General features: G+C 55.9%; 25 protein-coding genes and 1 tRNA gene. 15 read left to right on the forward strand and 11 right to left on the reverse strand.

Annotated elements, in window-relative coordinates; genetic code table 11:
* Positions 1 to 13: 13 nt before the first annotated feature.
* Entirely contained in the window at positions 14 to 1,261 is a 1,248-nt protein-coding gene (locus ACSOSI_RS00315; RefSeq protein ID WP_174354779.1) for an MFS transporter, read from the reverse strand.
* A 218-nt stretch (positions 1,262 to 1,479) separates the two neighbouring features.
* Between ACSOSI_RS00315 and ACSOSI_RS00320 the strand changes: the two genes are divergently transcribed.
* Positions 1,480 to 2,472 carry an acyltransferase gene (locus ACSOSI_RS00320; protein ID WP_476706383.1) on the forward strand — a complete coding sequence of 331 codons (993 nt, stop codon included), beginning with the start codon at positions 1,480 to 1,482 and terminating at the stop codon, positions 2,470 to 2,472.
* Here the strand turns inward: ACSOSI_RS00320 and ACSOSI_RS00325 are convergent.
* The 5 genes from ACSOSI_RS00325 to xylA form a co-directional block, all read right to left on the reverse strand.
* Entirely contained in the window at positions 2,467 to 3,390 is a 924-nt protein-coding gene (locus tag ACSOSI_RS00325; RefSeq protein ID WP_476706384.1) for a GlxA family transcriptional regulator, read from the reverse strand. The two genes, ACSOSI_RS00320 and ACSOSI_RS00325, sit on opposite strands and share 6 nt — an antisense overlap.
* 2 nt (positions 3,391 to 3,392) lie before the next feature.
* On the reverse strand, positions 3,393 to 3,944 hold the full coding sequence (locus tag ACSOSI_RS00330) for a cysteine hydrolase family protein (protein ID WP_012004568.1): 552 nt from the start codon (positions 3,942 to 3,944) through the stop codon (positions 3,393 to 3,395).
* Between the two features lie 100 nt (positions 3,945 to 4,044).
* Positions 4,045 to 5,439, reverse strand: a complete 1,395-nt coding sequence (locus ACSOSI_RS00335; protein WP_261132780.1) for an amidohydrolase family protein — start codon at positions 5,437 to 5,439, stop codon at positions 4,045 to 4,047.
* A 146-nt stretch (positions 5,440 to 5,585) separates the two neighbouring features.
* A complete protein-coding gene (xylB, locus tag ACSOSI_RS00340) occupies positions 5,586 to 7,037 on the reverse strand; it encodes a xylulokinase (RefSeq protein ID WP_476706385.1) in 1,452 nt (483 codons plus the stop codon).
* 43 nt (positions 7,038 to 7,080) lie between these two features.
* Positions 7,081 to 8,400, reverse strand: coding sequence for a xylose isomerase (xylA, locus tag ACSOSI_RS00345; RefSeq protein WP_085115228.1), 1,320 nt, complete (start codon positions 8,398 to 8,400; stop codon positions 7,081 to 7,083).
* Between the two features lie 366 nt (positions 8,401 to 8,766).
* On the opposite strand from xylA, the gene xylF reads away from it, so the two are divergent.
* The 6 genes from xylF (at position 8,767) to ACSOSI_RS00375 (ending at position 14,857) form a co-directional block, all read left to right on the forward strand.
* Positions 8,767 to 9,762, forward strand: a complete 996-nt coding sequence (xylF, locus tag ACSOSI_RS00350) for a D-xylose ABC transporter substrate-binding protein (RefSeq protein ID WP_012004572.1) — start codon at positions 8,767 to 8,769, stop codon at positions 9,760 to 9,762.
* 29 nt (positions 9,763 to 9,791) lie between these two features.
* Positions 9,792 to 11,333 carry a xylose ABC transporter ATP-binding protein gene (locus ACSOSI_RS00355; protein WP_012004573.1) on the forward strand — a complete coding sequence of 514 codons (1,542 nt, stop codon included), beginning with the start codon at positions 9,792 to 9,794 and terminating at the stop codon, positions 11,331 to 11,333.
* A complete protein-coding gene (gene xylH, locus ACSOSI_RS00360; protein WP_476706386.1) occupies positions 11,311 to 12,495 on the forward strand; it encodes a xylose ABC transporter permease XylH in 1,185 nt (394 codons plus the stop codon). The genes ACSOSI_RS00355 and xylH overlap by 23 nt, the downstream gene beginning before the upstream one ends.
* A gap of 104 nt (positions 12,496 to 12,599) precedes the next feature.
* On the forward strand, positions 12,600 to 13,778 hold the full coding sequence (xylR, locus tag ACSOSI_RS00365; protein WP_017891190.1) for a D-xylose utilization transcriptional activator XylR: 1,179 nt from the start codon (positions 12,600 to 12,602) through the stop codon (positions 13,776 to 13,778).
* Positions 13,779 to 13,845: 67 nt separating this feature from the next.
* On the forward strand, positions 13,846 to 14,466 hold the full coding sequence (locus ACSOSI_RS00370; RefSeq protein ID WP_476706387.1) for a nucleotidyltransferase domain-containing protein: 621 nt from the start codon (positions 13,846 to 13,848) through the stop codon (positions 14,464 to 14,466).
* Complete coding sequence (locus ACSOSI_RS00375) at positions 14,417 to 14,857, forward strand: DNA-binding protein (protein WP_259191403.1); 441 nt, start codon at positions 14,417 to 14,419, stop codon at positions 14,855 to 14,857. Before ACSOSI_RS00370 ends, ACSOSI_RS00375 begins: the two co-directional genes overlap by 50 nt.
* Positions 14,858 to 14,862: 5 nt before the next feature.
* On the opposite strand, the gene ACSOSI_RS00380 is transcribed toward ACSOSI_RS00375, so the two are convergent.
* Positions 14,863 to 15,717, reverse strand: a complete 855-nt coding sequence (locus ACSOSI_RS00380; protein WP_476706388.1) for a LysR family transcriptional regulator — start codon at positions 15,715 to 15,717, stop codon at positions 14,863 to 14,865.
* A 126-nt stretch (positions 15,718 to 15,843) separates the two neighbouring features.
* On the opposite strand from ACSOSI_RS00380, the gene ACSOSI_RS00385 reads away from it, so the two are divergent.
* The 3 genes from ACSOSI_RS00385 to ACSOSI_RS00395 all read left to right on the forward strand — a co-directional run bounded on the left by ACSOSI_RS00385 (position 15,844) and on the right by ACSOSI_RS00395 (position 18,662).
* Complete coding sequence (locus ACSOSI_RS00385) at positions 15,844 to 17,043, forward strand: CynX/NimT family MFS transporter (RefSeq protein ID WP_276552763.1); 1,200 nt, start codon at positions 15,844 to 15,846, stop codon at positions 17,041 to 17,043.
* 76 nt (positions 17,044 to 17,119) lie between these two features.
* A complete protein-coding gene (locus ACSOSI_RS00390; protein WP_476706389.1) occupies positions 17,120 to 18,466 on the forward strand; it encodes an esterase-like activity of phytase family protein in 1,347 nt (448 codons plus the stop codon).
* 101 nt (positions 18,467 to 18,567) lie between these two features.
* Positions 18,568 to 18,662, forward strand: a tRNA-Sec gene (locus ACSOSI_RS00395).
* A gap of 1 nt (position 18,663) precedes the next feature.
* Here ACSOSI_RS00395 and ACSOSI_RS00400 read toward each other — a convergent pair.
* Positions 18,664 to 20,118, reverse strand: coding sequence for an aminotransferase-like domain-containing protein (locus tag ACSOSI_RS00400; RefSeq protein WP_218217389.1), 1,455 nt, complete (start codon positions 20,116 to 20,118; stop codon positions 18,664 to 18,666).
* 274 nt (positions 20,119 to 20,392) lie between these two features.
* Here ACSOSI_RS00400 and ACSOSI_RS00405 point away from each other — a divergent pair, with 274 nt between their 5' ends.
* From ACSOSI_RS00405 to ACSOSI_RS00420, 4 genes are all read left to right on the forward strand, one after another.
* Complete coding sequence (locus ACSOSI_RS00405) at positions 20,393 to 20,965, forward strand: GNAT family N-acetyltransferase (RefSeq protein ID WP_218217390.1); 573 nt, start codon at positions 20,393 to 20,395, stop codon at positions 20,963 to 20,965.
* A gap of 160 nt (positions 20,966 to 21,125) precedes the next feature.
* On the forward strand, positions 21,126 to 21,449 hold the full coding sequence (locus tag ACSOSI_RS00410) for a DUF3302 domain-containing protein (protein ID WP_476706390.1): 324 nt from the start codon (positions 21,126 to 21,128) through the stop codon (positions 21,447 to 21,449).
* Positions 21,450 to 21,454: 5 nt separating this feature from the next.
* Positions 21,455 to 22,591 carry an HlyD family secretion protein gene (locus tag ACSOSI_RS00415; protein ID WP_476706391.1) on the forward strand — a complete coding sequence of 379 codons (1,137 nt, stop codon included), beginning with the start codon at positions 21,455 to 21,457 and terminating at the stop codon, positions 22,589 to 22,591.
* A gap of 556 nt (positions 22,592 to 23,147) precedes the next feature.
* Positions 23,148 to 23,879: a helix-turn-helix transcriptional regulator gene (locus ACSOSI_RS00420; RefSeq protein WP_261421962.1), complete on the forward strand. Its 732-nt coding sequence runs from the start codon at positions 23,148 to 23,150 to the stop codon at positions 23,877 to 23,879.
* Between the two features lie 65 nt (positions 23,880 to 23,944).
* On the opposite strand, the gene ACSOSI_RS00425 is transcribed toward ACSOSI_RS00420, so the two are convergent.
* Positions 23,945 to 24,532, reverse strand: coding sequence for a histidine phosphatase family protein (locus tag ACSOSI_RS00425; protein WP_112363423.1), 588 nt, complete (start codon positions 24,530 to 24,532; stop codon positions 23,945 to 23,947).
* Positions 24,533 to 24,676: 144 nt separating this feature from the next.
* Here ACSOSI_RS00425 and ACSOSI_RS00430 point away from each other — a divergent pair, with 144 nt between their 5' ends.
* Entirely contained in the window at positions 24,677 to 24,913 is a 237-nt protein-coding gene (locus ACSOSI_RS00430; RefSeq protein ID WP_037426124.1) for a DUF4282 domain-containing protein, read from the forward strand.
* 36 nt (positions 24,914 to 24,949) lie between these two features.
* Here the strand turns inward: ACSOSI_RS00430 and ACSOSI_RS00435 are convergent, their stop codons facing one another.
* Together ACSOSI_RS00435 and ACSOSI_RS00440 are read right to left on the reverse strand one after the other, a co-directional pair.
* Positions 24,950 to 25,372: an HIT family protein gene (locus ACSOSI_RS00435; protein ID WP_017891223.1), complete on the reverse strand. Its 423-nt coding sequence runs from the start codon at positions 25,370 to 25,372 to the stop codon at positions 24,950 to 24,952.
* 103 nt (positions 25,373 to 25,475) lie between these two features.
* Positions 25,476 to 26,513, reverse strand: coding sequence for a LacI family DNA-binding transcriptional regulator (locus ACSOSI_RS00440; RefSeq protein WP_476706392.1), 1,038 nt, complete (start codon positions 26,511 to 26,513; stop codon positions 25,476 to 25,478).
* Positions 26,514 to 26,557: the final 44 nt, after the last annotated feature.

Here is a 26,557-nt window from a genome sequence, read left to right on the forward strand (position 1 = left end):
CCATCAGAAGAGATCACAGGCTTGTTGTTGCCGTCGGCGTCACATCGCCGCTGCGGCGTTTGCTGAGGAACAGCGCCACCAGCGCCAGCCAGCACAGGCCGCTAATCAGGTTGAACAAATTGAACAACCCGCTGCCGCCCCAAACGTAGGCCACTTTCGCCAGTTCTATGCCGACGGTGAACACCATCATGCTCAGCATGCCCATGGTGGCGGAAACCGTGCCTTTGCTGACGGAGCTTGAGAACAGCGTCAGGCGGTACAGCCCGGCGTTGGCCAGCCCGATGCCGTAGGCGTACAGGCTCAGGCCGGCGGTCATCCACAGGTAGGCGTGAGTCGAGAACAGGGTAGCCAGCGCCGCGATCAACAGCCCCAGCATCATTGGCCCTGCACCCAGTTTGATCAGGCGTTGTACGCTGTTTTTACCGGTCAAACGCGCCAGCGTCAGGTTGCCGAGGATCAGCGCACCGAACACCGGAATTTGCAGCAGGCCGTAATCGAGCGTCGACAGCGACTCGCCGCTGATCAGGATCACCGGTGATTGGGCAATCCAGGCCAGCAACGGCAGGCTGGCGAAGCCAATGGCCAGCGCCCCGCAGACAAAACGACGGTTGGACAACACCTGGCGATAGTCACGCCACAGGTTGGCGGCCGAGAGTTTCTCACCCTGCAGCGACGCGGTTTCCGGCATCGCTTTCCACAGGCCATAGAAGGCAAAGGCCGCCAGCGCCGCGAACAGCACGAACATGCTCTGCCACGGCGCGACGTGGATCAGCGCAGCACCGGCCAATGGCCCGAGCAGCGGGGCAATCAGCGCCACGTTGGCCATCAGCGCGGTGATTTTTATGCACACCGATTCCTCAAAAGATTCCTGTATCGTGGCGTAGCCGACCGCGCCGATAAAGCACAGGCCAATCCCCTGCAGGAAACGCATAAAGATAAATTGCTCGATGCTGGTCACCAGCAAAATCGCCAGGCAGGCGACGATAAAGAATGCCACACCCGCCAGCATCACCGGGCGACGACCACGGCGATCCGACAATGGCCCCAGCAGCCACTGCAGGAAAATACCGCCGGCCAGATAGGCGGTCATTGAGGTTGGCACCCACTCTTCACCGGCGTTGAAATCTGCCACCACCGCCAGCATGCCAGGCTGGATCATATCGTTGGCGATATAGGTGGCGAACTCGAACAGCACCAGACAAAGAGGGAATAAAAGCGCCTGTCGACCCAAGCGAGCCGCAGGTGGTAATGTTGTTTTCATAGTTATCGTACTGAAAGTAAAGAATAAATAAGGAACTGTCAGGGCGGGGAACGCTATCTGAGCGAGTTGTTGCGGCTATTTTGCCGCCAATTGTTCACCTTGGCAATCATCAGGTGTTGTTTAAGCACATTCTGATATTGCCCGTCAGGGTTGCCACCCACACTTTCGCTGGTTAACCTCTTTATAACAAACGAAGATGACAATATTACGGGCGACCTTTGAGTAATAAAATTGGCTGGATAGATAACCTGCGCGCGGTGGCGTGCATGATGGTGGTGATGATCCACGCCACCACCTATTACGTCACCAGCGGAGTGGCGGTGGGGGAACACAACTGGGATATCGCCAATGTGCTGAACTCGCTGTCACGCGTCTCGGTGCCGTTGTTTTTCATGATTTCCGGCTATCTGTTTTTCGGTGAGAAAAGCGCAGGCAAGAAACATTTCATCCGCATTGGCTGTTGCATCCTGTTCTACAGCACCATCGCGTTGATCTATATTGCGGTGTTCACCAAAATCGGCTTCTGGCCGTCGCTGCGCGGCATGTTACTCAAGCCGGTGTTCTATCACCTGTGGTTCTTCTATGCGATTGCGGTCATTTATTTGCTGTCGCCGCTGGTCAGCGTCAAGCCGGTATCGCGCCGCTATCTGGCCGGGGTGCTGGTGATCCTGGCGGTGATTGCCAACCCCAATACCAGCTCGCTGACCCTGGGTAACACGCACCTGTTACCGGTGAATCTGTATATCTACGGCGATACCTTCTATTACCTGCTGTATGCGTTGGCCGGACGGGCGATTGGCATGATGGACACCCAGGGGCGGGGCGTCAGTGGTCTGGCGGCGTTGGGGTTTGTAGCCAGCGTGGCGTTGATTATCCACGGCACCAAAAGCCAGATGTTTATCAACGGCAACTTCGCCGATACCTATTACATTTACTGCGGCCCGCTGGTGTTTATCGCGGCGGTGTCTTTGGTTATCTGGTTTAAAAACTGCCTGCCGGAGCCGATTGGCTGGTTGGGCGTTTTTTCCCGCCATTCGCTGGCGATCTACGGTTTTCACGCCATTATCGTTAACTTTATGCGCAACCGGCACCTGGAACTGACCAGTCATCCGTTGCTGGATATCTTCTGGGTGTTTGGCGTGGCGCTGGCGCTTAGCCTGCTGCTGTCGATAGGCCTGCAGAAAATAGACACTCGACGGTTGGTGTCATAAGCCGATTGAGCCGCGCTGCTGGGCGCGGCGCAGTTGGCGGCCGGAGGAAAATCCCGCGGCCAACGCCGCTTTCTCCAGTCCATAGCCTTGCTGCAGGCGCTGCTGCGCCAACGCCAGCCGTAATTGTTCATGGTACTCACGCACGCTGATGCCAACATGGCTGCGGAATAGCCGTGCCAGATGGCGGCTGCTGACATGGGCCTTTTCCGCCACCTGCGGTACTGACCATTCCGCTTCCGGCTCGGCGGCCATCACGTCTTGCGCCCGGTGCACTGCCGGGTGCAGATGGTTACGGTAGCGAAGCCAGGGTGAAAGCTGCGGATCGTCGCCGGACCGGCGAAAATACACCACCATTTCCCGGGCAATCTCCATCGCCCGGCTAGCGCCGCATTGGCGATTAATCAGGTGCAACGCCAGATCGATCCCGGCGGTGATGCCGGCGCTGGTGTAAACGCTGCGGTCTTCAACAAAGATGCGGTTTTCTTTCACCTGCGCTGCCGGGGCCTGCTGGCGCATGCGTTCAATCACGTCGTGATGGGTGGTGCACTGGTAACCGTCGAGCAAACCGGCCTGTGCCGCTAGCAGGGCGCCGGAACAGACACAAACCAGCGTGATACGTTGCTGTTGCAGGTCGGGTTGCAGCGCGGCCAGCCAGCGACGGGCCTGTTCGGCCGGCCCATTGGCGAAGAAATGTTGCGAATCACTGACGCCCGGCACCACTAAAATAGCGCCGTCTTCCAGCCGATCAGGCAGCGGCTGTAGCTGACTCAACGTCATGCCAACCGAGCAGGTAACCTGCGGCACTGGGCTGATGTAGTGCAGGCTGAACTGCCCGGCCAGGCGCAGGGTTTCGGCTGGGCCGCTAACGTCCAGCGACAGCACCTGGGGCAGCATCAGAAAGTAGACGGCCTGCGGCATGGTTACTCCTGTGAGAGTTGCGCCAGAGCCTCATCCACGCTGGCGATGCGGGCGAAGCGGTCGACCAGCACCGTCTCAGTATGCCGCTTGAGTTGTTCGGTGGTAAAGACTTCTCCATCGGGATGCTGCATCGGGAAAGTCAGCGTGGCCTCGGTCACGAAAGTCACCTGATAGCCGAGATCGGCCGCCACCCGGGTGGTGGTTTCACAGCACTGTTCGGTACGAATGCCGCAAATAATCAAATGCTTGATATGTCGCTCCAGCAGCCAGGCATCCAGGCCGGATTCGGTCAGCGCGTTGTGCACCTGTTTGTGTACGGTGACATCGGCCTGATGGTCGAGGAACGGCAGGCGTTTTACCCAGCCGGACGCCAACGAAAATGGCCCCTCTGGCGATACATGAAATACATCAACCAGCGCTACGCCCTGCTGGCGGCAGCCTTCAATCAGCCGCGTCAGCGCCTGTTGGAAAGCGGGGAGATCCTGCTCTTGCCAGAATGGACGATGCTGAAATGATTGTTGAACATCGATGATCAATAACGCGCTATGTGACATTTTCGGCCCTCCGCCAATTAGGTATAACGCCATACTGAGCCGTTATTCTGCAAGGGAGAAGGCCAAAAACGGCCATCATGGTGGCATTAGCGGACCAGCATCAGGCTTTGCCAACCTGGCCGGCCACCAGCCGCCCTTGATGGAAGGTGGTGCGGCGCGTTGGCAGACGGGCTACCGCTTCGGCGGAGCAACTGGCGTCGATCAACACGAACTCCGCGCTGTCCCCGGCTTTGGGCCACACCCGTTGGCCTTTGTCATTCAGCGGCAGCACGCCGCCGGTGGAAATCGCCATGGCGCGTGACAGATGGAACTCGTCGGAACCCCGATAGAGCTGGGCGTAAAGGTTGGCTTTTTCCAGAATATCGCCGGTGCCGAACGGTGACCAATGGTCGATCACGCTGTCGGTTCCGGTCATCACAAATACCCCTTTTTCACTGAGCTGCGGCAGTGGCATCATCAACCCACCGATCGGCACCGTCGAGGCGATGGTGATTTGCTGCGCCGCCAGTCGGGTGGCGGTTTCCTCTAATTCATTCGGGTTCAGCGCGGTCAGGGCAAAGGCATGGCTGATGGTGACTTTGCCGCGTAGCGAAGGGTTCTTTTCTACGGTGGTAATCATGTAGTTGATGGCTGCCACCCCGGCCGGGCTGGTTTCGTGCAGGTGGATATCGACGCCTTTGCCGGTATCGAGCGCAATCTGGAACATGGCATCCAGCGACTGCTCCATCGCCCCGTCGACATTGGTCGGGTCCAGCCCGCCAACGTATTGCACTCCCATCTGCATGGCTTCGCGCATCAAACCGTCGACTTTGGAATGCAGCAGCCCGTGCTGCGGGAAGGCGACGATTTCACAGCTAAAATCTGCCCGGTGATTTTCCAGCGCGCGCTGCAGGTGTTCCAGGCTTTTCAGCCCGCTGACCGGATCGATATTGCAGTGGCTGCGCGCCACGGTGCTGCCTTTGGATTGCAGCAGGGCGATCAGGTTTTCTGCGCGCTGTTGCGAGGTGGGCAACAGTTTGGGGATTAATGTTTGTTCCAGCGCGATCATATCCATGATGGTTTTGCCCTGACGCGGGCGCGGTGCCTGCCATGGGCCGCTGTAAAAGGTTTTATCCAGATGGATATGCATGTCGCGAAATGCCGGCAGCAGTAACTGGCCCTGTGCCTGATAGCGCGGTACGCCAGCGGGGGCCGCGGTATCCTTCGGGTGGATGGCCGCAATCTTGCCGTCTTTGATTTCAAGCTGATAGAGCGCGGTGCGGGTGCCGATCACCGTGTCGCCATCGTACTCGAAACCCTCTTCCAGCCGCACATCGCTCAGCCAGTAGTGGCTGTCGGTCAGGGTCATGGGTTGGGCCTCCGGTAAACAAGGGCTGCCAGTGGGGACGGCGGCCTGCGCCACGCCGCCGGTCAGGCCGATCACCGCGCAGGCAGTGGTGATTTTGCCGGTTTGGCTGAGGAAAGCTCTGCGGCTTTGTTGTTGGTTTTTTTCCACGTTCAGTTCCTTAATCCAGAGGTGAAGTGCGTCAAAAGACAGCCACCAATTTAGGAGAGGAGCTGGCGGGTTGGCAGTGACATTTGCCACTGGCGACTATTCGATTTGGCAATAATAAGGGGGCAGGGCTAATGCCCCCACTGGTTTTACATCAGCGGCAACAAGCGAGTATAGAGTTCGCGGAAGGTGCTGCGCTGTTCGGCGTACTGCTGATGGCGCTCGGCATTAGGGGTATGCACCTGCTCCAGCGGCAACTCAGGCAGCATTTCGCCGAGTGGGCGCTGCGGGTTCAGTGCGATTTGGGCCAGCCGCGCGGCCCCCAGCGCCGGGCCGACGTCACCGCCGGTGCGGTATTCCAGCCGTTGACCACTGATGTCCGCCAGCATTTGCCGCCAGAACGGGCTACGCGCACCGCCGCCAATCAGGGTGATGCTGGTGGGCTGCAGGCCGCTGGCGTGCAATACATCCATGCCCTCTGCCAGAGCGAAACCGACGCCTTCCAGCACCGCACGCGCCAGATCGTTCGGCCCGTGCTGATGGGTGAGGCCCCAGAATGCCCCCTTGGCGTTCGGATTGTTATGCGGCGTCCGTTCGCCGGACAGGTAGGGCAGGAACCACAGCGGAGCCGCCGCCGGGGGGGCCTGTTCGACATTGCGCAGCAGGGTGGCGACGTCTTCGACGTTAGTCAGTTTGCAAACCCAGTCCAGACAGGAGGCGGCGCTGAGCGTCACCGACATCAAATGCCAGGTGTCGGGCAGCGCATGGCAGAAACTGTGCACCGCGCTGGCCGGGTTGCTGAGGAAGCCGTCGCTGACGGCAAAATAAACCCCTGAGGTACCGAGCGACAGCATCGCCTGCCCGGCCTGATACAGCCCGACACCGATCGCCCCGGCGGCATTATCGCCGCCACCGGCCACCACAGGTACCGGGGACATGCCCCAGCGCCGGGCCAGTTCGGTATGCGTTTGCCCGGTGACCTGATTGCCCTCGAACAGTTGCGGCATCTGCTGGCGGGTCAGGCCGCAGGCGGCCAGCATCTCGGCGCTCCAGTCGCGCTGCGCCACGTTTAGCCAGCCGGTGCCGGCAGCGTCCGACATGTCGCTGGCGAAGTCGCCGGTGAGGCACCAGCGTAAATAATCTTTTGGCAACAGCACCTTATCGATGCGATCAAACACCTGGGGTTCATGCTGTTGCACCCACAGCAGTTTAGGGGCGGTGAAGCCCGGCATCATCAGGTTACCGGTGATTTGCCGCGATTGCGGCACCGCCTGTTCCAGCGCCAGGCATTGCGCGCCGCTTCTGCCGTCATTCCACAAAATGGCCGGGCGTAGCACCTGTTGCCGTGCGTCCAACAGCGTGGCGCCGTGCATCTGGCCGCTGAGACCGATGGCCTTCACCTGTTGCAGGCTGTGTTGCTTGCCCAGCGCCAGCATGGCGCGATCGGTGGCGTGCCACCAGTCCTGCGGGGCCTGCTCTGACCATAAGGGATGAGGGCGGGAGATGGGCAGCGACTCACCGTGGCTGGCGAGCAATTGGCCCTGCTCACTGAGCAAAATGACTTTTACGCCGGACGTGCCGAGGTCGATGCCGATATACATGGAAAAGATCCTTAAAGGCGCGGCGAGTGCCGCGCGGGGTCAGTTAGCCGAACAGATAGCGGTTCATCAGGTTTTCAAGCTGTTCCTGGCGGCCGCTGACGTGCTGTGGCGCCAGTGCATGTCCTTCAGCGTACTGCGCCAGCGCCTCGAGCGACAGTTTGCCCTGCAAAATTTGCTGGCCCAATTCACCATTCCAGCCGGCATAGCGTTTTGATACCTGCTGATGTAACTGGCCGTCGGTCACCATTTTAGCCGCGACCTTCAGCGCCAGTGCCATGGTATCCATAGCCCCAATATGGCCATAGAACAGGTCGTATTTGTCGGTGCTTTGACGGCGTACCTTGGCATCGAAGTTCAGCCCGCCGGTGGTAAAGCCCCCGGCCTTGAGAATTTCGAACATCACCAGCGCGTTCTCTTCCACGCTGATCGGGAACTGGTCGGTATCCCAGCCCAACTGTGGGTCGCCCCGGTTGGCATCGACGGAACCAAAGATGCCGAGCGCAATGGCGGTGGCGATCTCATGGTGGAACGAATGGCCTGCCAGCGTGGCGTGGTTGGCTTCGATATTCACCTTGATCTCTTTCTCCAGGCCAAACTGCTTGAGGAAGCCGTACACGGTGGCGACGTCGTAATCGTATTGATGCTTGGTCGGCTCCTGAGGTTTTGGCTCGATCAGCAGGGTGCCCTGGAAACCGGTTTTGTGCTTGTGCTCCACCACCATCTGCATAAAGCGGCCAATTTGCTCACGCTCCTGGCGCAGATCGGTATTCAGCAAGGTTTCATAGCCTTCGCGGCCGCCCCACAGCACGTAGTTTTCACCGCCCAGGCGCTGGGTAGCATTCATGGCGGTGAACACCTGGGTGGCGGCCCAACTGAAGACTTCCGGATCCGGGTTGGTGGCCGCACCGGCACCGTAACGCGGATGGGTAAAGCAGTTGGCGGTGCCCCACAGCAGTTTTACCCCGCTGCTGTGTTGTTTTTCTTCCAGCACGTCGGTCATGACCGCAAAGTTGTGCAGGTACTCTTTCAGCGAAGCGCCTTCCGGCGAGACGTCGACGTCATGGAAGCAGTAATAGGGAACGTTCAGCTTGTGGAAAAACTCGAACGCCACGTCGGCCTTACGTTTGGCTAACGCCAGCGCGTCGCCCGGCTGCTGCCAGGGGCGATCGAACGAGCCGACGCCGAACATGTCCGCACCGTTCCAGCAGAAGGTGTGCCAGTAGCAGGCGGCAAAGCGCAGGTGCTCCGCCATGCGCTTGCCGAGCACCAGTTCATCCGGATTGTAATGATGAAAGGCCAGCGGATTATTACTGGTGGGGCCTTCGTAGCGCACTTGCTCAAGCTGATCAAAATAAGATTGCATTATCGACTCCTGGGTAGCAATGCCCGGTTTACGGGATGGCTTTATCTTCGGAGTTTGCGACAGGCTGCTCAATTACGTTATTTCACAGTTAAATTCACAGAATTATTAAATGTGCGACAGATCTCATAATTGGTTATTAACCGCAGTTTATTTAAGGCTTAATTCACTTTTATTTGTCGACCTGCTGTTTTTCAGCGCGAAAGCATGACCGCCATCATAAAAACAACATTAAACCAAAAATCATAATTGGCCGGTAAAAATCAGTAATTGCTGAATATTAAATAACCGATAACAATCCGCTCTAAGTTGCATCACCAGTCCGTTTCAATTATTGCCCCTACCCGTTAAATAACAAAGGTATATAAGATGAAATTCAAACCTGTGTTCCTTTCGGTCTGTGCGCTGCTGGCGCTGGCGAGCCAACCGGCGCAGAGCAAAGAAGTCAAAATCGGCATGGCGATCGACGACCTGCGCCTGGAGCGCTGGCAGAAGGACCGCGACATCTTCGTCAGCAAAGCCAAAGCGCTGGGGGCGGATGTGTTTGTTCAGTCGGCCAATGGTAATGAAGAAACCCAGATGGCGCAGATTGAAAATATGATCAACCGCGGCGTCGACGTGCTGGTGATTATTCCCTACAACGGCAAGGTGTTGAGTAACGTCATCAGCGAAGCCAAGCGGGAAGGCATTAAAGTGCTGGCTTACGATCGCATGATCAATAACGCCGATATCGATTTTTACATCTCCTTTGATAATGAAAAGGTCGGTGAGCTGCAGGCGCAAAGCCTGGTGCAGCGGGTGCCGCAGGGCAATTATTTCCTGATGGGCGGCTCGCCGGTGGATAACAACGCCAAGCTGTTCCGCCAGGGGCAGATGAAGGTGCTGCAACCGCTGATTGACGGTGGGAAAATCAAAGTGGTGGGCGATCAGTGGGTCGACGGATGGTTGCCGGAAAACGCATTAAAAATCATGGAAAATGCGCTGACTGCCAACAATAACAAGATTGACGCGGTAGTGGCTTCCAACGATGCCACCGCCGGCGGCGCTATCCAGGCGCTGGCCGCGCAGGGCCTGGCGGGCAAGGTGGCTATTTCCGGTCAGGATGCCGATTTGGCGGCGGTGAAGCGCATTGTCGCCGGTACCCAGACCATGACGGTGTATAAGCCAATCAGCAAACTGGCCGACGAGGCGGCGGGCATCGCGGTGCAACTGGGCAAGGGTGAACAACCGAAGGCCAACGCCACATTAAATAACGGCAGCAAAGACGTGCCATCCTGGTTATTAACCCCTATTCCGGTTGATAAATCGAATATCGACAGCACCATTGTTGCCGACGGTTTCCATAAAAAAGCCGAGATTAATTAATTCCGCAAGCCGGTAATCCGGAGGGAATAATGCCCAGCCTATTAGAAATGAAAAATATCACCATGCAATTCGGTGCGGTCAAGGCGGTAGATAATGTCAGCCTGAAGTTAGAGGCAGGCCAGGTATTATCGCTGTGTGGTGAAAACGGTTCGGGAAAGTCCACCCTGATGAAAGTGTTGTGCGGTATATATCCGCATGGCAGTTATCAGGGCGATATTTATTTCTCTGATGATTTATTAGCGGCGAAAAATATTCGCGACACCGAGCAGAAAGGCATCGCCATCATTCATCAGGAGCTGGCGCTGGTGAAGCAGATGACGGTGCTGGAAAACATGTTTCTCGGCAATGAATGGCGCCGGTACGGCGTAATGGATTATGACGCCATGTATCTGCGCTGCCGACGGATGCTGGCGCAGGTCAAGCTGGCGGTGGATCCCAACACCCCGATCGGCGAACTGGGTCTGGGGCAGCAACAGCTGGTGGAGATTGCCAAGGCGCTGAACAAGCAGGTGCGGCTGCTGGTGCTCGATGAGCCGACGGCGTCGCTGACCGAAAGTGAAACCGCTACGCTGCTGGCGATCATCGAGGATCTGCGCGATCACGGCATCGCCTGCATTTACATTTCGCACAAGCTCAATGAGGTGAAGGCGATCTCGGATCTGATCTGCGTGATCCGCGATGGCAAGCATATCGGTACGCGCCCGGCAGCGGAAATGAGCGAGGACGACATTATCGCCATGATGGTTGGGCGCGAATTAACCGAGCTCTATCCGCAGCAACAGCATGATATCGGCGAGGTGATCCTGCAGGTGGATAATCTCACCGCCTGGCACCCGGTGAACCGCCACGTTCGTCGGGTGGACGATGTTTCTTTCACCCTGCGACGCGGCGAGATCCTCGGGGTGGCCGGGTTGGTTGGCTCCGGGCGCACCGAAACCATGCAGTGCCTGTTCGGCGTCTACCCTGGCCGTTGGCAGGGGAGCATTAGCCTCAATGGCCAGCCGGCCGTCATCAACAATTGCCGCCAGGCGATGCGATATGGCATTGCCATGGTGCCGGAAGATCGCAAGCGTGATGGCATCGTGCCGGTGATGGGCGTGGGGGCCAACATGACGTTGGCGGCGCTGAGCGACTTTAGCGGCGTGCTGACGGTGCTTGATGATGCACGGGAACAGGCGACCATTCGCCAATCGCTGGCGCAGTTAAAAGTGAAGACTTCCTCACCCGAGCTGGCGATAGCCCGGCTGAGCGGCGGTAACCAGCAGAAGGCCATACTCGCCAAATGCCTGCTACTGAAGCCGAAAATTCTCATTCTGGATGAGCCGACGCGCGGTATCGATATCGGTGCCAAACACGAAATCTATAAGTTAATCAATCAGCTGGTCCAGCAGGGTATTTCGGTGATCGTGGTGTCTTCGGAGCTGCCGGAAGTGCTGGGATTAAGCGATCGGGTATTGGTGATGCACCAGGGGCGTATCAAGGCTTCGTTGGTCAACCAGGGTTTGACCCAGGAACAGGTGATGGAAGCCGCATTGAGGAGTGAAACAGATGTCGAAAAACACGCAGTCTGAAGCGATCGTGCAGGCAATGGTGGAGAAAAAAACCATAGTGAAACTAAAATCCATCAATTTGCAGGTGTTTGTGATGCTGGCGGCGATAGTCGTCATTATGCTGTTCTTTACCTTTACCACCGAAGGGGCCTATCTCAGCGCGCGTAATATTTCCAACCTGCTGCGCCAGACGGCGATCACCGGCATTTTGGCGGTCGGCATGGTGTTCGTGATTGTTTCGGCAGAAATCGATCTGTCGGTCGGCTCAATGATGGGCCTGCTGGGCGGGGCGGCGGCGATTTTTGACGTCTGGCTGGGTTGGCCGCTGCCGCTGACCATCGTGGTGACGCTGCTGGCCGGCCTGCTGTTGGGGGCCTGGAACGGCTGGTGGGTGGCCTATCGCAAGGTTCCGTCGTTTATCGTTACCCTGGCGGGCATGCTGGCCTTTCGCGGCATCCTGATCGGCATTACCAATGGCACCACGGTCGCGCCGACCAGCGGAGCGATGTCGCAAATTGGCCAGAGCTATTTGCCGAACGGCCTGGGTTTTGGCATCGGTGCCGTTGGGTTGATGCTGTTTGTCGCCTGGCAGTGGCGGCGACGCAGTCGGCGTGCCCAGCTCGGTTTGCCGGTGGCGACAGCAGGCGGTGACGTCACCCGACAAAGCATTTTGGCGCTGCTGGTGCTCGGGGCTATCTATTTGCTCAATGATTACCGTGGGGTACCGACGCCGGTGCTGATCCTCACCGCACTGATGTTGGCGGGGATATTTATGGCCACCCGCACCGCTTTTGGCCGTCGGATCTACGCCATCGGCGGCAATATTGACGCTGCGCGGCTGTCGGGCGTTAACGTCGAGCGCACCAAGCTGGCGGTGTTCGCCATCAACGGCCTGATGGTGGCGATTGCCGGGTTGATCCTCAGTTCGCGCCTGGGTGCCGGTTCGCCTTCGGCGGGCAATATCGCCGAGCTGGACGCCATCGCTGCCTGCGTGATTGGCGGCACCAGCCTGGCGGGGGGCATCGGTAGCGTGGCCGGCGCGGTGATGGGCGCATTCATTATGGCGTCGCTGGATAACGGCATGAGCATGCTGGACGTGCCGACCTTCTGGCAGTACATCGTCAAGGGCGCCATTTTGCTGCTGGCGGTATGGATGGACTCCGCCACCAAGCGCCGGGCATAAAAGAATAGCGTCTGAGCTCACAGTTATGAGGTGATGCCTGCTGTTCTTGCAGATAGTTGTGCTATCCCAGACCCAGAGGGCAGTTCGTTTACCGGGGATGTGGCATGTTTGAAAAGCGCTTTCGCATTACGTTGTTGTTCAACGCCAATAAAGTGTACGACCGTCAGGTGGTTGAGGGCGTAGGTGAGTATTTACAGGCCTCACAATGTGACTGGGACATCTTTATCGAAGAGGATTTTCGCTGCCGTATCGACAACATCAAGGACTGGCTGGGCGATGGGGTGATCGCCGATTTCGACGATGGTGCCATCGAGCAACTGCTGCATAACGTCCGGGTGCCGATTGTCGGGGTGGGCGGCTCTTATCACCGTGACGAGGACTATCCGCCGGTGCACTACATTGCTACCGACAATCAGGCGCTGGTGGAGGCGGCATTCAGTCACCTGAAAGAAAAAGGCATTAATCGTTTTGCCTTCTATGGTTTGCCCAGTGAAGGCGGTAAACGCTGGGCGCAGGAGCGTGAGCATGCTTTCCGCCAGCGGGTCGCGCTGGAGCAGTATCAGGGCGTGGTGTATCAGGGCATGGCCACCGCGCCGGATAACTGGCAATACGCGCAGAACCGATTGGCGGACTGGGTGCAGACCTTGCCGCAGCAGACCGGCATCATCGCGGTGACCGATGCGCGGGCGCGCCATTTGCTGCAGGTGTGCGAACATCTGGACATCGCGGTGCCGGAAAAGCTTTGCGTGATCGGCATCGACAATGAAGAACTGACGCGTTACCTGTCGCGGGTGGCGCTGTCTTCGGTAGCGCAGGGTACCCGTCAGATGGGGTATCGTGCCGCCAAGCTGCTGCACCAACTGCTCGATCGCCGTGAGCTGCCGCTGCAGCGCATTCTGGTGCCGCCGGTGAAGGTGATTGAACGTCGTTCTACCGATTTCCGCTCGCTGCGCGATCCGGCGGTAATTCAGGCAATGCATTACATTCGTCATCACGCCTGCAAGGGCATCAAGGTCGAGCAGGTGCTGGACGCGATTGGCCTGTCGCGCTCCAACCTGGAAAAACGCTTCAGGGATGAAACCGGCGAAACTATCCACCATATGATCCATCAGGAAAAGCTGGATCGCGCCCGCAACCTGCTGACGGCTACCTCGTTGACCATCAACGAGATTTCACAGATGTGTGGCTACCCGTCACTGCAGTATTTTTATTCGGTGTTCAAGAAAGGTTATGACATGACGCCCAAAGACTACCGTGGGCGTTATGGCGAGGTTGGGTATTAGGGTTTGCTTGTCTAATGTAGCCTTATTGGCTACATTTGTAGCTAATAAGGCTACATTACGAGGCACTATGTACGATCCTTTGCTTGCTCTCCTGTTCAGTGAATATCGGCGAAAATTGTTAACTTTGTTGCTAAATAAGCCAGAAAAGGCATTTCATGTGCGAGAAATTGCGCGTCAGACCGCAACTCAGGCCGGTACCTTACATAAAGAGTTGAACAAACTGGCACAGGGCGGCATCTTGCTCAGACAGCAACAGGGAAACCAAATCTGCTATCGGGCTAACCCTGATTGCCTGATTTTTCCTGAGTTGGTGGCTATTTTCCGCAAAACCTCCGGGATGGTCGAGCGTTTGCGCCAGGCATTGGTTGAACTTAACGCTGAGTTTGAACTGGCCTTTATTTTTGGTTCGATTGCCACTGGCAAGGCCAAGGATGACAGTGACATAGACGTCCTGATAGTCGGCAACCCGTCATTCTCAGAGGTGATCAACGCGTTTTACCCTCTGCAGCAGGAGCTCGGTAGGGAAATTAATCCCAAGCTGTACTCGCCAGTCGAGTGGCAGGCGGCTTTGGCGGAAAATTCAGCTTTTATTCAGGATATTATGAGTAAGCCTCAGCTAGGGATTTTGGGAGACAAGGATGACGTTAGACAACCTGATCGGCCTTGGCCTGGAGGCAATAAAGCCTGACGCGGGTGCAATCAGAAAATTACTCTCCGCCGCTGCGCGTAATCGACATGACGCCAGTATCACTCTGCTCAGCAATGAAACGCGTTTTGACACGGCGTATAAAGCGGTCATGCAAATCGCCAATGCAGCCCTGCAGGCGGAGGGGTTTCGGACCTCGACCCATAAACCCGGTCATCATCAACTCATGATCCAATCATTGCCGCTGACCCTGGGTATTTCGCGTGAGGCAATGATCTGTCTGGATGCTTTGAGGAAACAACGTAACATCGCCGATTATTCAGGTGATTTGGTGACGGATGCGGCGGTGTCCGCCTGTCTGGAACAGGCCGGCGCACTCTGGCTGGCGGTTAACGATTGGCTGCAGCTCAAACATCCGCAACTTTTGGAATAATCTTCTCACGCCAACCCACAAAACGCCTTCAGCCGTTCGGCCAGCGCGGGAGTGGCTGCGGGGGCGCCGTCGCGGTAGTACAGCGCCAGCTCAATGTTGTCGATCGGCGGCAACCCTTCGGCGCTGCCGAGAACCCGATGGCTGGGCAAGCGGCAGCCGGCCGGCAGCAGGGTGACGCCCAGCCCGGCGGCGGATGCGGCGGTGAGTGCGGCCAGACTGGCGCTGCTGTAGCCAATACGCCAGCGCTTGCCGAGGTTATCCAGCGCCTGACACAAATCATCGCGATATAACCCATTGAGCGGGAACACCGCCAGCGGTACCGGTGACTGTTCTATTGCCGGGAAGGCCAGGCTGTCCAGCCACAGCAGCGGTTCCGGCCGGGCGGCCCGCGGCGGCTGGCTACGGCGTTGTTTAACCAGGATCAGATCCAGCTCTTCACGGGCGTAGGCACTGTGCAGATCGGCGCTCAGGCCGCTGGTGACGTCCAGCCGCAGATGCGGATGCGCCCGGCTGAATTCCGCCAGCAGTTCGGTGGTGGGGGCGGCAAAATCCTCCGGCATCCCCAACCGCAGTACGCCGTCGCGCCAGATGCCGGTCAAGGCGTCGTGCGCCTCTTCATTCAGCGCAATGATGCGCCGCGCATAGCTCAGCAGCTTGACGCCTTCCTCGGTCAGCAGTACCTGATGGGACGAACGTTCAAACAGGGATTTACCCAGCATTTCTTCCAAGCGGCGCACCTGTTGGCTGACGGTCGACTGCGACAAAAACACCCGCTCTGCGGCGCGAGTGAAGCTGTTGCTGTCGCATACTGCGACAAAGCTGAGCAGTAACTGCGGATTGAACATCGGGTAACGATTCATTTTTCCACTGTTGGCTATTTTATTATTTAATTTCCCAATACTAACGGGGAAGCCTAGAGTAAGGCAACGTTGCGGCTGCCACTCTGTGAGCCCGCACTCTTCATCCCGGAAGTTCAGGAATAGATCGTGTTAAATCAATTTGTTGCTCCCCCTTTCTTACGCCGCTGGTTCAACCCCCTGCTGTGGGCGCTGGTGCTGATTGGCCTGAATATGCGGCCGCTGTTGACCTCGATCGGCCCGTTGTTGCCGACGTTGCGGCAGGCCACCGGGCTGAGCTTTGGCGGTGCGGCGCTGCTGACCACCTTGCCGGTGCTGATGATGGGGTTGATGGCGCTGGCGGGTGGGGCGATCAACCGCCTGTTCGACGAGCGTACCAGCGTAGTGCTGAGCCTGTTGGCCATTGGCCTGGGGGCCGCCTGGCGTGAGCTGGCACCGGGCAGCACGCAATTACTGCTGAGCGCGGTGTTGGGTGGACTGGGGATTGGGGTGATCCAGGCGGTGATGCCCGGCATTATCAAACATCACTTTCTCAAGCAGATGGCGCTGGTGGCCGGGCTATGGTCGGCGGCTCTGATGGGCGGTGGCGGTCTGGGAGCGGCGATGACCCCCTGGCTGATGAGTGTCGGCCATGACTGGCACCGTGCATTGGCCTGGTGGGCGGTACCTGCACTGGTGGCGTTAATCGCCTGGTGGCCGGTCAGCCGTAGCCTGGCACGCCTGACGCCATCCGGAACCTCCTCTGGGCCGAGCCTGTGGTTCAGCCGTCGTGCCTGGTTGCTCGGTGCCTATTTTGGTTTGATCAATGGCGGCTATACCAGCCTGATCGCCTGGCTGCCGCCGTATTATATGCAGCTCGGCTGGCAGCCGCAGGCCAGCGGATCGCTGTTGGCACTCATGACCTTCGGGCAGGTCGTCGGGGCGCTGCTGTTGCCGGCGCTGGCGCGATCGCTGGATCGACGGCCGTTGTTATTGCTGGCATTAGTCATGCAGTTGATCGGCTTCATCGGCCTGATTTATCTGCCGCAGACGTTGCCGTGGCTATGGGTGCTGGTTTCCGGCCTGGGGCTGGGCGGCGCCTTCCCGCTGTGCCTGGTGTTGGCGCTCGATCATATTCCGCACCCGGCGGCCGCGGGGCGATTGGTGGCCTTTATGCAGGGCATAGGTTTCCTGCTGGCGGGAGCCACGCCTTATATTTCCGGCCTGTTGCGTGATTACAGCGGCGGCTTTGTGCTGGATTGGCAAATCCATGCGCTGCTGGTGGTGGTGCTGATCGCCATCACCTGGTGCTTCCATCCGCACAGCTACCGGCGGGCGTTCGCCGAATAATATTACTGTCATTGCGGTTCCCTATAGTGACGTTGCTTTTACTTCTGGGTGATAACAACAAAAAGGGAACCAAGACATGCACATAACCAAAACCCGCCTGGCACTGTTGGCCGGCTGTATGGCACTGAGCACTAACCTGTGGGCGCAAGCCCAACCGGTGCCGGCAACCCTGGCCGGGCACGCGTTACTGGCGGTGAAATCCAACGTCGCCGCACCGCAGGATGCCCCCGCCGATTTACAGCAAAGCGGTAAATACACCAGCGGCAAACGCGTGACCGAACTGGGCAGCGTGGCGGGTAAATCCGCCGATCGCATGACCGGTATTGGCCTGCCGATCAACGGGCAGCCGCTGCAGGGCCATTCCGGCATCAAACATATGCCCGACGGTACCTACTGGGTGCTGACCGACAATGGTTTTGGCAGCAAGGCCAATTCGCCGGACGCCATGCTGTACCTCAATCACTACAAAATCGACTTTGACAACGGCACGGTGACGCCGCTGAAAACGGTGTTTCTGCACGATCCGGACAAAAATGTTCCCTTCCATATCATCAATGAGAGCACCGATAAACGTTACCTGACCGGCAGCGACTTTGACCCGGAAAGCTTCCAGTTTGCCGATAATGCCCTGTGGATTGGCGATGAGTTCGGCCCCTACCTGATTAAGGCCGATCTGAACGGTAAGGTATTGGCGGTGTTCGATACCAAGGTCGACGGCAAGGTGGTGAAGTCGCCGGATAACCCGACGCTGACCCTGCCGGGCGCACCGGATGGCAAACAGAACTTCCAGGTGGCGCGTTCCAAAGGCTTCGAGGGTATGGCGGCATCACCGGACGGCAGCAAATTGTACCCGTTGCTGGAAGGTGCGCTGTGGGACGGTGAAAAATTCGAGAACATCGATGGCAAACGTTACCTGCGGGTGCTGGAATTTGACGTGAAACAACAGGCCTGGACCGGGCGCAGTTGGCAATACGTGTTGGAGGACAACCAGAACGCCATCGGCGATTTTAATATGATCGACGCCACTCATGGCCTGGTGATCGAGCGCGATAATAACGAAGGCACGGCGGACCAAGCCTGCGCTGCGGGTGCGCCCACAGACAACTGCTTCAGTCAGGTGGCGAAGTTTAAACGGGTATATAAAATTGCATTTTCTGACGGCAACGTCGGTAAACCGGTCGATAAAATGGCCTATATTGACCTGATGAACATTCAGGACCCGAACAAATTGGCGCGCAAACCGCTGAACAACGGCGTGCTGACCTTCCCGTTCTTCACCATTGAAAACGTGGACGTGGTGGACGGCAGCCATATCATCGTCGGCAACGATAATAACTTCCCGTTCTCCTCCAGCCGCCAGCCGAACGTGGCGGATGACAACGAGTTTATCCTGCTGGACGTGAAGGAACTGTTGAAACCTTAACCCTGCCTGCCTCCGGCATAGTGCCGGGGGCTAGCGCTATTTCCCTCTTAGCGCCAAGGGTAAACTGCGCTATAATCAGCCCCTTGCTTCCTGTTCCCGAAGGAAGATCCTCGTCCCCGGTGGGGCGGCCGGACTTCAAATCCGGTTGGGGCCGCCAGCGGTCCTGGGCAGGTTCGACTCCTGTGATCTTCCGCCAATCAACCCCCTTCACCCCCCACAAGTGATTGAGTACACCATTGCCCAAGCTGGGCGATCGCCTGTTCAACTTCATCGTTATAACCAAAGCCTGCATTCAGTCGGAAACAGTGATCGTAGCGGTTATCCGTGGCAAAAATATGCCCGGGGGCGATACCGATCCCGGCATTACGCGCCTTGATAAACAGTGAACGTACGTTCAAGGCATTCTTCGGCATTTCCACCCACAGCACATAACCGCCTTCAGGCTCAGAGACTTTTGTGCCCGGGGGGAATGCTAGAAGCACTACCTGACGGATTTTGTTCACCAGGCTAGCCAACTTATGCCTGAGTTTGCGCAGATGGGCGTCGTATCCGCCATTGCTCAGTAATTCGGCAATGGTAGCCTGCGGCAATATGGGTGAGCCCATGGTCGAGGTGTATTTTAGCGAGGTGATTTTTCGCATGTAATGGTTGCTGTGAACCCAACCGACACGCATGCCAGGCGCCACGGTTTTAGAGAAACCGCTGCACAGGATGACATTGGGGCTAAAGGCCCTCATTGGAAATGGTCGTTGAACACCAAAGGCGATGTCGCCAAAGGTGTCATCTTCAATAATAATCACACCGTTTTCATCGGCCTGCCGCGCGATGTGAGCTTTTTTCTCGTTCGGTATGGTTTTGCCCAGAGGGTTATTAACATTGGCGAGGGTGACAAACACCTTCACCGCTTTTCTCTGGAACAGCGCAACCAGCTTTTCGCTATCAACATAGCCTTCGTTACCCGTTTCAACCTCAATCACGCGTAGTTTGAGATGACGCAACATTTGCAATAAAACGAAATAGCAGGGCGATTCAACGGCAACCGCATCTCCCGGTTTTACTGTCGCCATCAGCGAGAGCGACAGTGCCTCCACGCAGCCGTTGGTCACTAAAATGTTATCCGGGTTGATGTTGCAGCCGTAGTCTATTGCTCGTCGGGCAATTTCTGTTTTTAACGGCGCATAGCCAGAGCCTTTGACCGTATCACCAAGCAAAAATGGCTTGCTATAACCCAGCTGGCGCATGATCAAACTCAGTTTTTTGATGGGGTACAAAGAGCTATCACCATTAGCCAGATCCAGACGAACGCGGCAATCTTCCCCCACCATTGCCATGTGCAGTTCGGTTTGTTCATCCAGCGGCGCAATCTCACGTGGCTGTTCCACGATAACGGCGTCCTTTTGCAGCGAATGCCGTCTTGGTGCGACAAAAAAACCGGATTTGGGTTTGGCTACGGCGTAATGTTCGTCTTCCAGGGTACGCAAGGTTTTAAGTGCGGTTGTCAGACTGATGTTGTATTGAGTGGCCAGCGTTCTTACCGACGGCAAACGTGTATTGGCAGGTAAAAATCCTGCGTGGATTGCCTGTTTGATCTGTTCGGCAATCTGACGGTACAGGCTGCCCTGTCTTCCCGCTTCCGTCTGCTCCATCGGCATCTGTTCCACTCCATATCGCTCTGATCTGTACGTATAAAACAGATTACTTTGATAGTAGTTTAGCTAGCAAGGCTTGGAAATAATGAATTCAACGTGTTCATTCGCAGAAAGTTTGTCAGTTCGGGTTGATGAATTACCGGGGTTTATATTCCTGTGACTGCGCCGTTTGTTATTTATCAAAGGATAACTTTAATGGGATACAGAGAATTAATTTTTACTGCAATGATAAATTTCTAAAAAAACTGGGCTATTTTCGACTTTCGAGGAGGTTTGCATGGAATTGAGTGTGGCCAATGTGGCTGATATTGAACAAGTGACTGAACTGCTCAAGCGGTATCAGGTAGCAACCATCAGTGAGGAAGACAAGAAAGATGGTTTTGTGACCACTTTGCTGACCTATGAGCAAATGGTCGCGTTGATCGAGCAAGAACAAGGGCTGTTTGTCGCCAGGCAGGAAGGTAAGATTGTCGCGTTCGTGATGGCCGCTTCCTGGCAGTTTTGGGCACCCTGGCCTTTATTTGAGCACATGATTGGCAGATTGGGAGAATGTGAGTTTGCCGGCCAGGTGTTGACGGTGGAGAACTCTTACCAATACGGGCCGATCTGTGTCGACGTTTCGGTTCGGGGCAGCGGGGTGCTTGAAGCGCTGTTTGCGTTTGCATTAAAACAAATGTCATCGCGTTTTGATGTCTTGGTCACATTTGTGAATAAAATTAACCCACGCTCTTATGCGGCACATACGCGTAAACTGGGGCTGCAGGTTTTGAATGAGTTTACCTTTAATAATAATCATTATTACTGGATGGTTTGTGCTACTCGTCAGAGTGGTAACGGTTCTTCCGCTTAAACCTAAAAATCCCATAAAATCAAAGTGCCGTTGTTATCTATTTTGGTTCATTTTCTGTAAGGTACACCCGCCGAAATAAACTTACCCAGTTTTAGCACAAAAAGCTAAAAACGCGTCTATCTTTACCAGTGAACACGGGTTCCGCAAATGAGAGGCAGTTATGTTTCTTAATTACTTCGCGTTGGGTGTACTTATTCTGGTTTTCCTTATTATTTTCTATGGGATTATTATTCTGCATGATATTCCCTATCTTATTGCCAAGGCACGCAACCATCCGCATGCCGATGCTATCCATGTCGCGGGCTGGGTAAGTTTATTTACTCTGCACGTGATCTGGCCGTTTTTATGGATATGGGCTACTTTATATCGCCCCGAGCGTGGTTGGGGTATGCAAGGTCAGGAGGCGTCGTTCGCACAGTTGCAGCAACGTGTGGCGGAGCTGGAGTTGAAACTGGCGGGTAATAAAATGCCGCCTTCGGAGTAGCCACCATGGATCTGCTCATTATCCTGACTTATGTCGCTTTTGCCTGGTCCATATTTAAGATTTTCAAAATACCGGTCAATAAATGGACCGTGCCCACGGCTGCATTAGGTGGGGTGTTTTTAATTGGGGCGTTAATTCTGCTAATGAATTATAACCACCCCTATACTTATTTGGCGCAGAAAGCGGTTATATCAATCCCTATTACGCCACAGGTCACGGGCGTGGTTAGCGAAGTAACCGAGAAGCAAAACGTATTAATAAAAAAAGGTGAAGTGCTGTTTAAATTAGAACCCGCACGCTATCAGGCTCGGGTCAATCGACTTCAGGCTGATTTGGTCACCGAGATTAATAATACTCAGGTGCTTAAAGGGCAGCTCGACGAAGCGATTGCCAACACATCTCGGGTTAGTGCAGAGCGCGACCGGTTATATAAAGACTATCAGCGTTATGTCCGAGGCAGCCAGGCCAAGGTCAATCCATTTTCGGAAAGTGATATTGATAACGCCCGGCAGAACTATCTGGCGCAAGATGCGCTGGTAAAAGGTTCCGTGGCGGAGCAAGCGCAAATAAAAAGTCAGTTAGACAGCGTGATTAACGGGGAACAGTCTCAAATCGTTAGCCTCAGGGCGCAGTTGGCAGAGGCCAAATATAATCTTGATCAAACGGTGATACGCGCTCCCAGCGACGGTTACGTGACCCAGGTGCTGATCCGCCCAGGGACCTACGCCGCGGCAATTCCGCTGCGGCCGGTGATGGTGTTTATTCCTGAGCAAAAACGGCAAATCATTGCTCAGTTCCGCCAAAACTCGTTGCTGCGTCTTAAGGCCGGCGACGAAGCCGAAGTGGTGTTTAATGCATTTCCCGGCCAGGTATTCCCCGGTAAATTGATCAGAATTCTGCCGGTAGTCCCCGGCGGGTCTTACCAGGCGCAAGGGACGCTACAATCGCTGAGTGTGGCTGCCGGCAGTGATGGTGTGCTGGCGGTGATTGAGCTGGCACCCAACAGTGAAATCGATGAATTACCTGACGGCATTTTTTCGCAGGTGGCAGTTTATTCCGACCACTTTACCCACGTGGCGGTCATGCGCAAGGTACTGCTACGCATGACCAGCTGGATGCACTATCTCTATCTGGACCATTAGCGCAGTATAAAAAAGCCGCTTCCTGAGGAGGCGGCTTAATTTTTAGAGCGATAATGTTTAATCCAAATATATCTTTTTGAAATTATTTAAGTTGTTTATTATTTTGAAGTGGAGCCTTGTTATATTGATAAATGTTTGAAGTGAGAAAGACAAAACAGGCTCAACGCACAGTAATTCCCGCCCCTCTGATCAGCAAGGTTTTCGTTGACCATGATCGTCGCTTGTCTACTTAAGAGGGTAAAGCAACCCAATGGAGATGCATTGGCGACCTTCGGCCTTGGCGAAGATGAATTTGAAAGGATAAATTAGCAGGGTTAAATTAAGGATCCCGGCCAGCAGTGACTTTTTGTCTATTCTGTCTGACCGGAATAGTTTCCCTGGTGTTGGCTGAGTGACCTACCTGATCTTGCAGAGCAGTTTTTTACTCTTCGCCTAACGCGGTTCATTATAAGACAGAGTGCCTGATTCATAACCTGAACTTAAGTGCAGTTCGTACCTCTACATAAGTGCAGGTTTTCTCACTAAATGGACCAAGTCAGACTGCCACGGAGCCTGTATGTTTTCTTCCTTCAGTGAAAATCAAACAATAACGGAAACGCTCAGAGGGCATATCGACCGAAAGTTGTCCTCACTCGGTAGCCCTGAATTCGCCTACACGGTGATTAGAAAAAAAGATCCGTCAGATGTGCTTATTATTTCCAGTTATCCTGAAGAATGGGTAGATCTCTACCGCACCAACAATTTCCAGCTCACTGACCCGGTGGTACTGACCGCGTTCAAGCGCAGCTCGCCCTTTGTCTGGGACGAAAATATCACCCTGATGTCAGATAAGATTTTTTGCCTTTCCAGGCGCTACAACATTGTTAACGGCTTCACCTTTGTGTTGCACGACTCTATGAATAGCCTGGCGTTGTTATCGGTTATCCTCGGCGGCAGTGGAGAAGAGGATCTGGAAAAGCGGATCTCATCCGATCGCGGAGCCATGCAAATGTTGCTGATCGATATCAATGAACAAATGTACCGTCTCGCAGGATCGGTCTCATCCAACCGGCGGAAGCATCATGCGGATACGGAAAAACCCATTTTTACCCCACGGGAGAGTGAGGTGCTGTATTGGGCCAGTATGGGGAAAACCTATGGCGAGATTGCCGCCATCGCCAGTATTTCCCCGAGTACGGTGAAGTTTCATATGAGAAATATTGTGGTTAAACTTGGCGTCAGTAACGCCCGGCAGGCGATTCGGTTGGGTGTTGAGTTGGGGCTTATGACGCCGTCAGCAGCCAGATAAAATGAGTCAGGCCCGATGAGACTCCCTTATGTCATCTCACCGAACCCGCCAAAGGCGGTTTGGCTTTATCCCGCAGCAGGGCAGGTCTCCGCCAACTGCGTCAGACCCTCACTTTCCTGCCTGAATGAAACCTTGTCCTGATCCAGCGTCACCACAAAGATACTGTCGAAGTCGCTGCCCGGCCATTTTGGCACCAAATTGGCGTCACCGCCGCGTGCGGCCACGATGGCCTTCACTGCCTTATCGAGATTCTTGTGTTCCCAGGCGATGAAAATGCGTGAGTTTTGGTATTGCTCGCTGAGCAGTTCCTGCTGCAGCCCGGTGATGTCATCGGCGTGGAACTGAATGCCAATCGGCAGCCCGACGCGCACGGCGGTGGGCATGATGGTCGACAGCGCCCGCAGTGAACTGCCGAGCTTGTTTTCCTTCGGCCCGGCGGCAAAAATGTAGTCCGGTTTGCCGTAGCGCTTCAGCAACACGTCCGGCAGTGCCAGTGCGCGGTTCAGCCCTTTGCAGGTTAACTGCCCGCTGTTGTTGGCGGGTTTCTCCCCGTGCCGCACGAAGATCAGCGTTTCCTGTGCCAGTGCGCTTTGGCTCAGCAGCAGCAATGCCGCCAAACCGCCGAGTATTTTGTTGCCTGTTTTGTTAAACATCCTCAACCCTTATGTAATGGCGTGCTGATTTCTGGGCGCTTTTCATCGTGTTACTCGCTATCATAACCGGCGTGACAAAAAGGCTTGCCGCACCCATGTGGCGCCTCTGGGATAATTAAATACTGGCCTAAGGAAGGATTTACAATGAAAAACATTTTCTTTTTTGATGCGATGCTGACACCGAAAATCATCACCGGTGTCTACTGGCTGTGCCTGCTGAGCATTATTGTTGGTGGGATTGGGGCGATGTTCTACGGTGAGTTTTTCCGTGGTCTGTTCGCGATCATCATCGGTGGCGTGTTCACTCGCGTTTGCTTTGAAATGATCATCATTGCGTTTAAAAATAACGAATACCTGCGCAAAATCGCCGAAAAGCCGTAATCAAGTTGAAAACGCCGGGCATTGCCCGGCGTAGTATCATGCCCCCAGCGTTATCGCCAGCCGCTCCTGCATTAATTCAATAAAATTCTCCGGCAGCGTTTTCGTCGTTGGCGCCCGCAGCGCCGTGCTCCAGACCGGTTCCGGGAAGTGCGAATCGTCGAGGTAACGCGGGATGATATGCCAATGCAAATGCGGTAGCGCGGTGCCCAGGCTGGCGATATTGATCTTCGCCGGCGTCAGCAATTGCCGCAGCTGCGCCTCAACCTGCGCCACCACCGCCATGATGCTGTTGCGTTGGTCGTCACGTAAATCGCTCAGTTCGGCGATATGTTCATGCCAAACCACCCGGCACCAGCCCGGGAAGGGGCTGTCGGCGATGAATATCGCCCGGCACAGCGGGTTTTGCCACAGCACGATTTCATCGGTTGGATGGCAGTAAACGCAAGATTCATTATTCATTTTTAATCTCCTGCTGCGATTTGGGCGCAGCGAAACCCCGCCGCGCGTTAGCGCAGCCAGGAGTTTCATGTGAATGAGGGCGGGGCAGCGACCCCGCCGGGGATTACGCGTTAATGACCGACTGGCGGCACACCAGGCTGGGAGCAAATAAAAACTCCTCCACCGGCAGTTCAGGGTTTTCTAACCGGCCGATCAGCCGTTCGACAATTTTTACCGCCATCTCACGCAGCGGTGGCGCCACAGAGCTGAGCGCCGGGTTGAACAGTTCGGACAGAAACATGTTATCGATGCCGACAACCGAGATATCCTCCGGCACCCGCACACCGAGCCGCTGGAAGGCGGAAATCATGCCGATGGCCAGCATGTCGTTCAGCGCTACCACGCCGTCCGGCCGGGGTTCACTCTGGCAGATCTGCTCAGCCAGCGTTTTCCCCAGTTCGGCCATTTCGGCATCGCCGTAGGCGAACTGCGCTTTGCCTTCGATCACCCTGACCGGCAGCCCGGCCGCCTCCAGTGCCTGCCGGTAGCCGGCAATCTTGTTGGCGCGGCTGCTGGTCATGCCGGAGGCGGTGGCGAAAGCGATACGGCGACAGCCCTGGGCGATCAGATGCCGGGCCGCCATGTTGCCTGCGGCGCCATTGTCCATCGACACGCTGTCGATCGGCAGCGCCGTTTCACCTGGGGCCGTCAGGGCACGTTCGTCGTAGTTAATCATCACCAGGCCGCGTTTCAGAGCCTCACGGAAATGGGGGCGATCGTAAAAGGTGGAGGCCACCACCACGCCGCGGATGCCTAACGCCAGCAAATCGTCGAGAAAACGGATCTCCTCTTCCTGCTGGCGATGGGTATCGCCCAGCAACACCTGATAGCCGTAGTTTTGCTTGGCCGCCAGCTCAATCTCACGCACCAGTGCGGCGAAGCTGGGGTTGACGATCGAAGGTACCAGCAGGCCGAGCATTTTGACCTGCCCGGTTTTGAGCTGCTGCGCCGCACGGTTCGGTTGGTACTGCAGCGCCGCCATCGCCTGTTCGATACGGGCCAGCGTATCCTTGCGCATCTGATCGACCCGGCCGTTCAGCACGTTGGAAACCGTACTGACCGACACTCCGGCATGACGTGCCACATCACGTATATTCGCCATTACATTCCCGTTTTGCATTAGCCCATTACCCCGACTTTATCACG

Source organism: Serratia sp. AR11 (assembly GCF_056376275.1).

Excerpts from the sequence above, each read along its gene's own strand:
- ACSOSI_RS00315 (WP_174354779.1), bottom strand. The coding sequence starts at position 1,261 with ATGAAAACAACATTACCACCTGCGGCTCGCTTGGGTCGACAGGCGCTT.
- ACSOSI_RS00325 (WP_476706384.1), bottom strand. The coding sequence starts at position 3,390 with ATGCCGCAGGCCGTCTACTTTCTGATGCTGCCCCAGGTGCTGTCGCTG.
- ACSOSI_RS00330 (WP_012004568.1), bottom strand. The coding sequence starts at position 3,944 with ATGTCACATAGCGCGTTATTGATCATCGATGTTCAACAATCATTTCAG.
- xylB (WP_476706385.1), bottom strand. The coding sequence starts at position 7,037 with ATGTATATCGGCATCGACCTCGGCACGTCCGGCGTAAAAGTCATTTTG.
- xylA (WP_085115228.1), bottom strand. The coding sequence starts at position 8,400 with ATGCAATCTTATTTTGATCAGCTTGAGCAAGTGCGCTACGAAGGCCCC.
- xylF (WP_012004572.1), top strand. The coding sequence starts at position 8,767 with ATGAAATTCAAACCTGTGTTCCTTTCGGTCTGTGCGCTGCTGGCGCTG.
- ACSOSI_RS00355 (WP_012004573.1), top strand. The coding sequence starts at position 9,792 with ATGCCCAGCCTATTAGAAATGAAAAATATCACCATGCAATTCGGTGCG.
- xylH (WP_476706386.1), top strand. The coding sequence starts at position 11,311 with ATGTCGAAAAACACGCAGTCTGAAGCGATCGTGCAGGCAATGGTGGAG.
- xylR (WP_017891190.1), top strand. The coding sequence starts at position 12,600 with ATGTTTGAAAAGCGCTTTCGCATTACGTTGTTGTTCAACGCCAATAAA.
- ACSOSI_RS00370 (WP_476706387.1), top strand. The coding sequence starts at position 13,846 with ATGTACGATCCTTTGCTTGCTCTCCTGTTCAGTGAATATCGGCGAAAA.
- ACSOSI_RS00375 (WP_259191403.1), top strand. The coding sequence starts at position 14,417 with ATGACGTTAGACAACCTGATCGGCCTTGGCCTGGAGGCAATAAAGCCT.
- ACSOSI_RS00380 (WP_476706388.1), bottom strand. The coding sequence starts at position 15,717 with ATGAATCGTTACCCGATGTTCAATCCGCAGTTACTGCTCAGCTTTGTC.
- ACSOSI_RS00390 (WP_476706389.1), top strand. The coding sequence starts at position 17,120 with ATGCACATAACCAAAACCCGCCTGGCACTGTTGGCCGGCTGTATGGCA.
- ACSOSI_RS00400 (WP_218217389.1), bottom strand. The coding sequence starts at position 20,118 with ATGCCGATGGAGCAGACGGAAGCGGGAAGACAGGGCAGCCTGTACCGT.
- ACSOSI_RS00405 (WP_218217390.1), top strand. The coding sequence starts at position 20,393 with ATGGAATTGAGTGTGGCCAATGTGGCTGATATTGAACAAGTGACTGAA.
- ACSOSI_RS00410 (WP_476706390.1), top strand. The coding sequence starts at position 21,126 with ATGTTTCTTAATTACTTCGCGTTGGGTGTACTTATTCTGGTTTTCCTT.
- ACSOSI_RS00415 (WP_476706391.1), top strand. The coding sequence starts at position 21,455 with ATGGATCTGCTCATTATCCTGACTTATGTCGCTTTTGCCTGGTCCATA.
- ACSOSI_RS00420 (WP_261421962.1), top strand. The coding sequence starts at position 23,148 with ATGTTTTCTTCCTTCAGTGAAAATCAAACAATAACGGAAACGCTCAGA.
- ACSOSI_RS00425 (WP_112363423.1), bottom strand. The coding sequence starts at position 24,532 with ATGTTTAACAAAACAGGCAACAAAATACTCGGCGGTTTGGCGGCATTG.
- ACSOSI_RS00430 (WP_037426124.1), top strand. The coding sequence starts at position 24,677 with ATGAAAAACATTTTCTTTTTTGATGCGATGCTGACACCGAAAATCATC.
- ACSOSI_RS00435 (WP_017891223.1), bottom strand. The coding sequence starts at position 25,372 with ATGAATAATGAATCTTGCGTTTACTGCCATCCAACCGATGAAATCGTG.
- ACSOSI_RS00440 (WP_476706392.1), bottom strand. The coding sequence starts at position 26,513 with ATGGCGAATATACGTGATGTGGCACGTCATGCCGGAGTGTCGGTCAGT.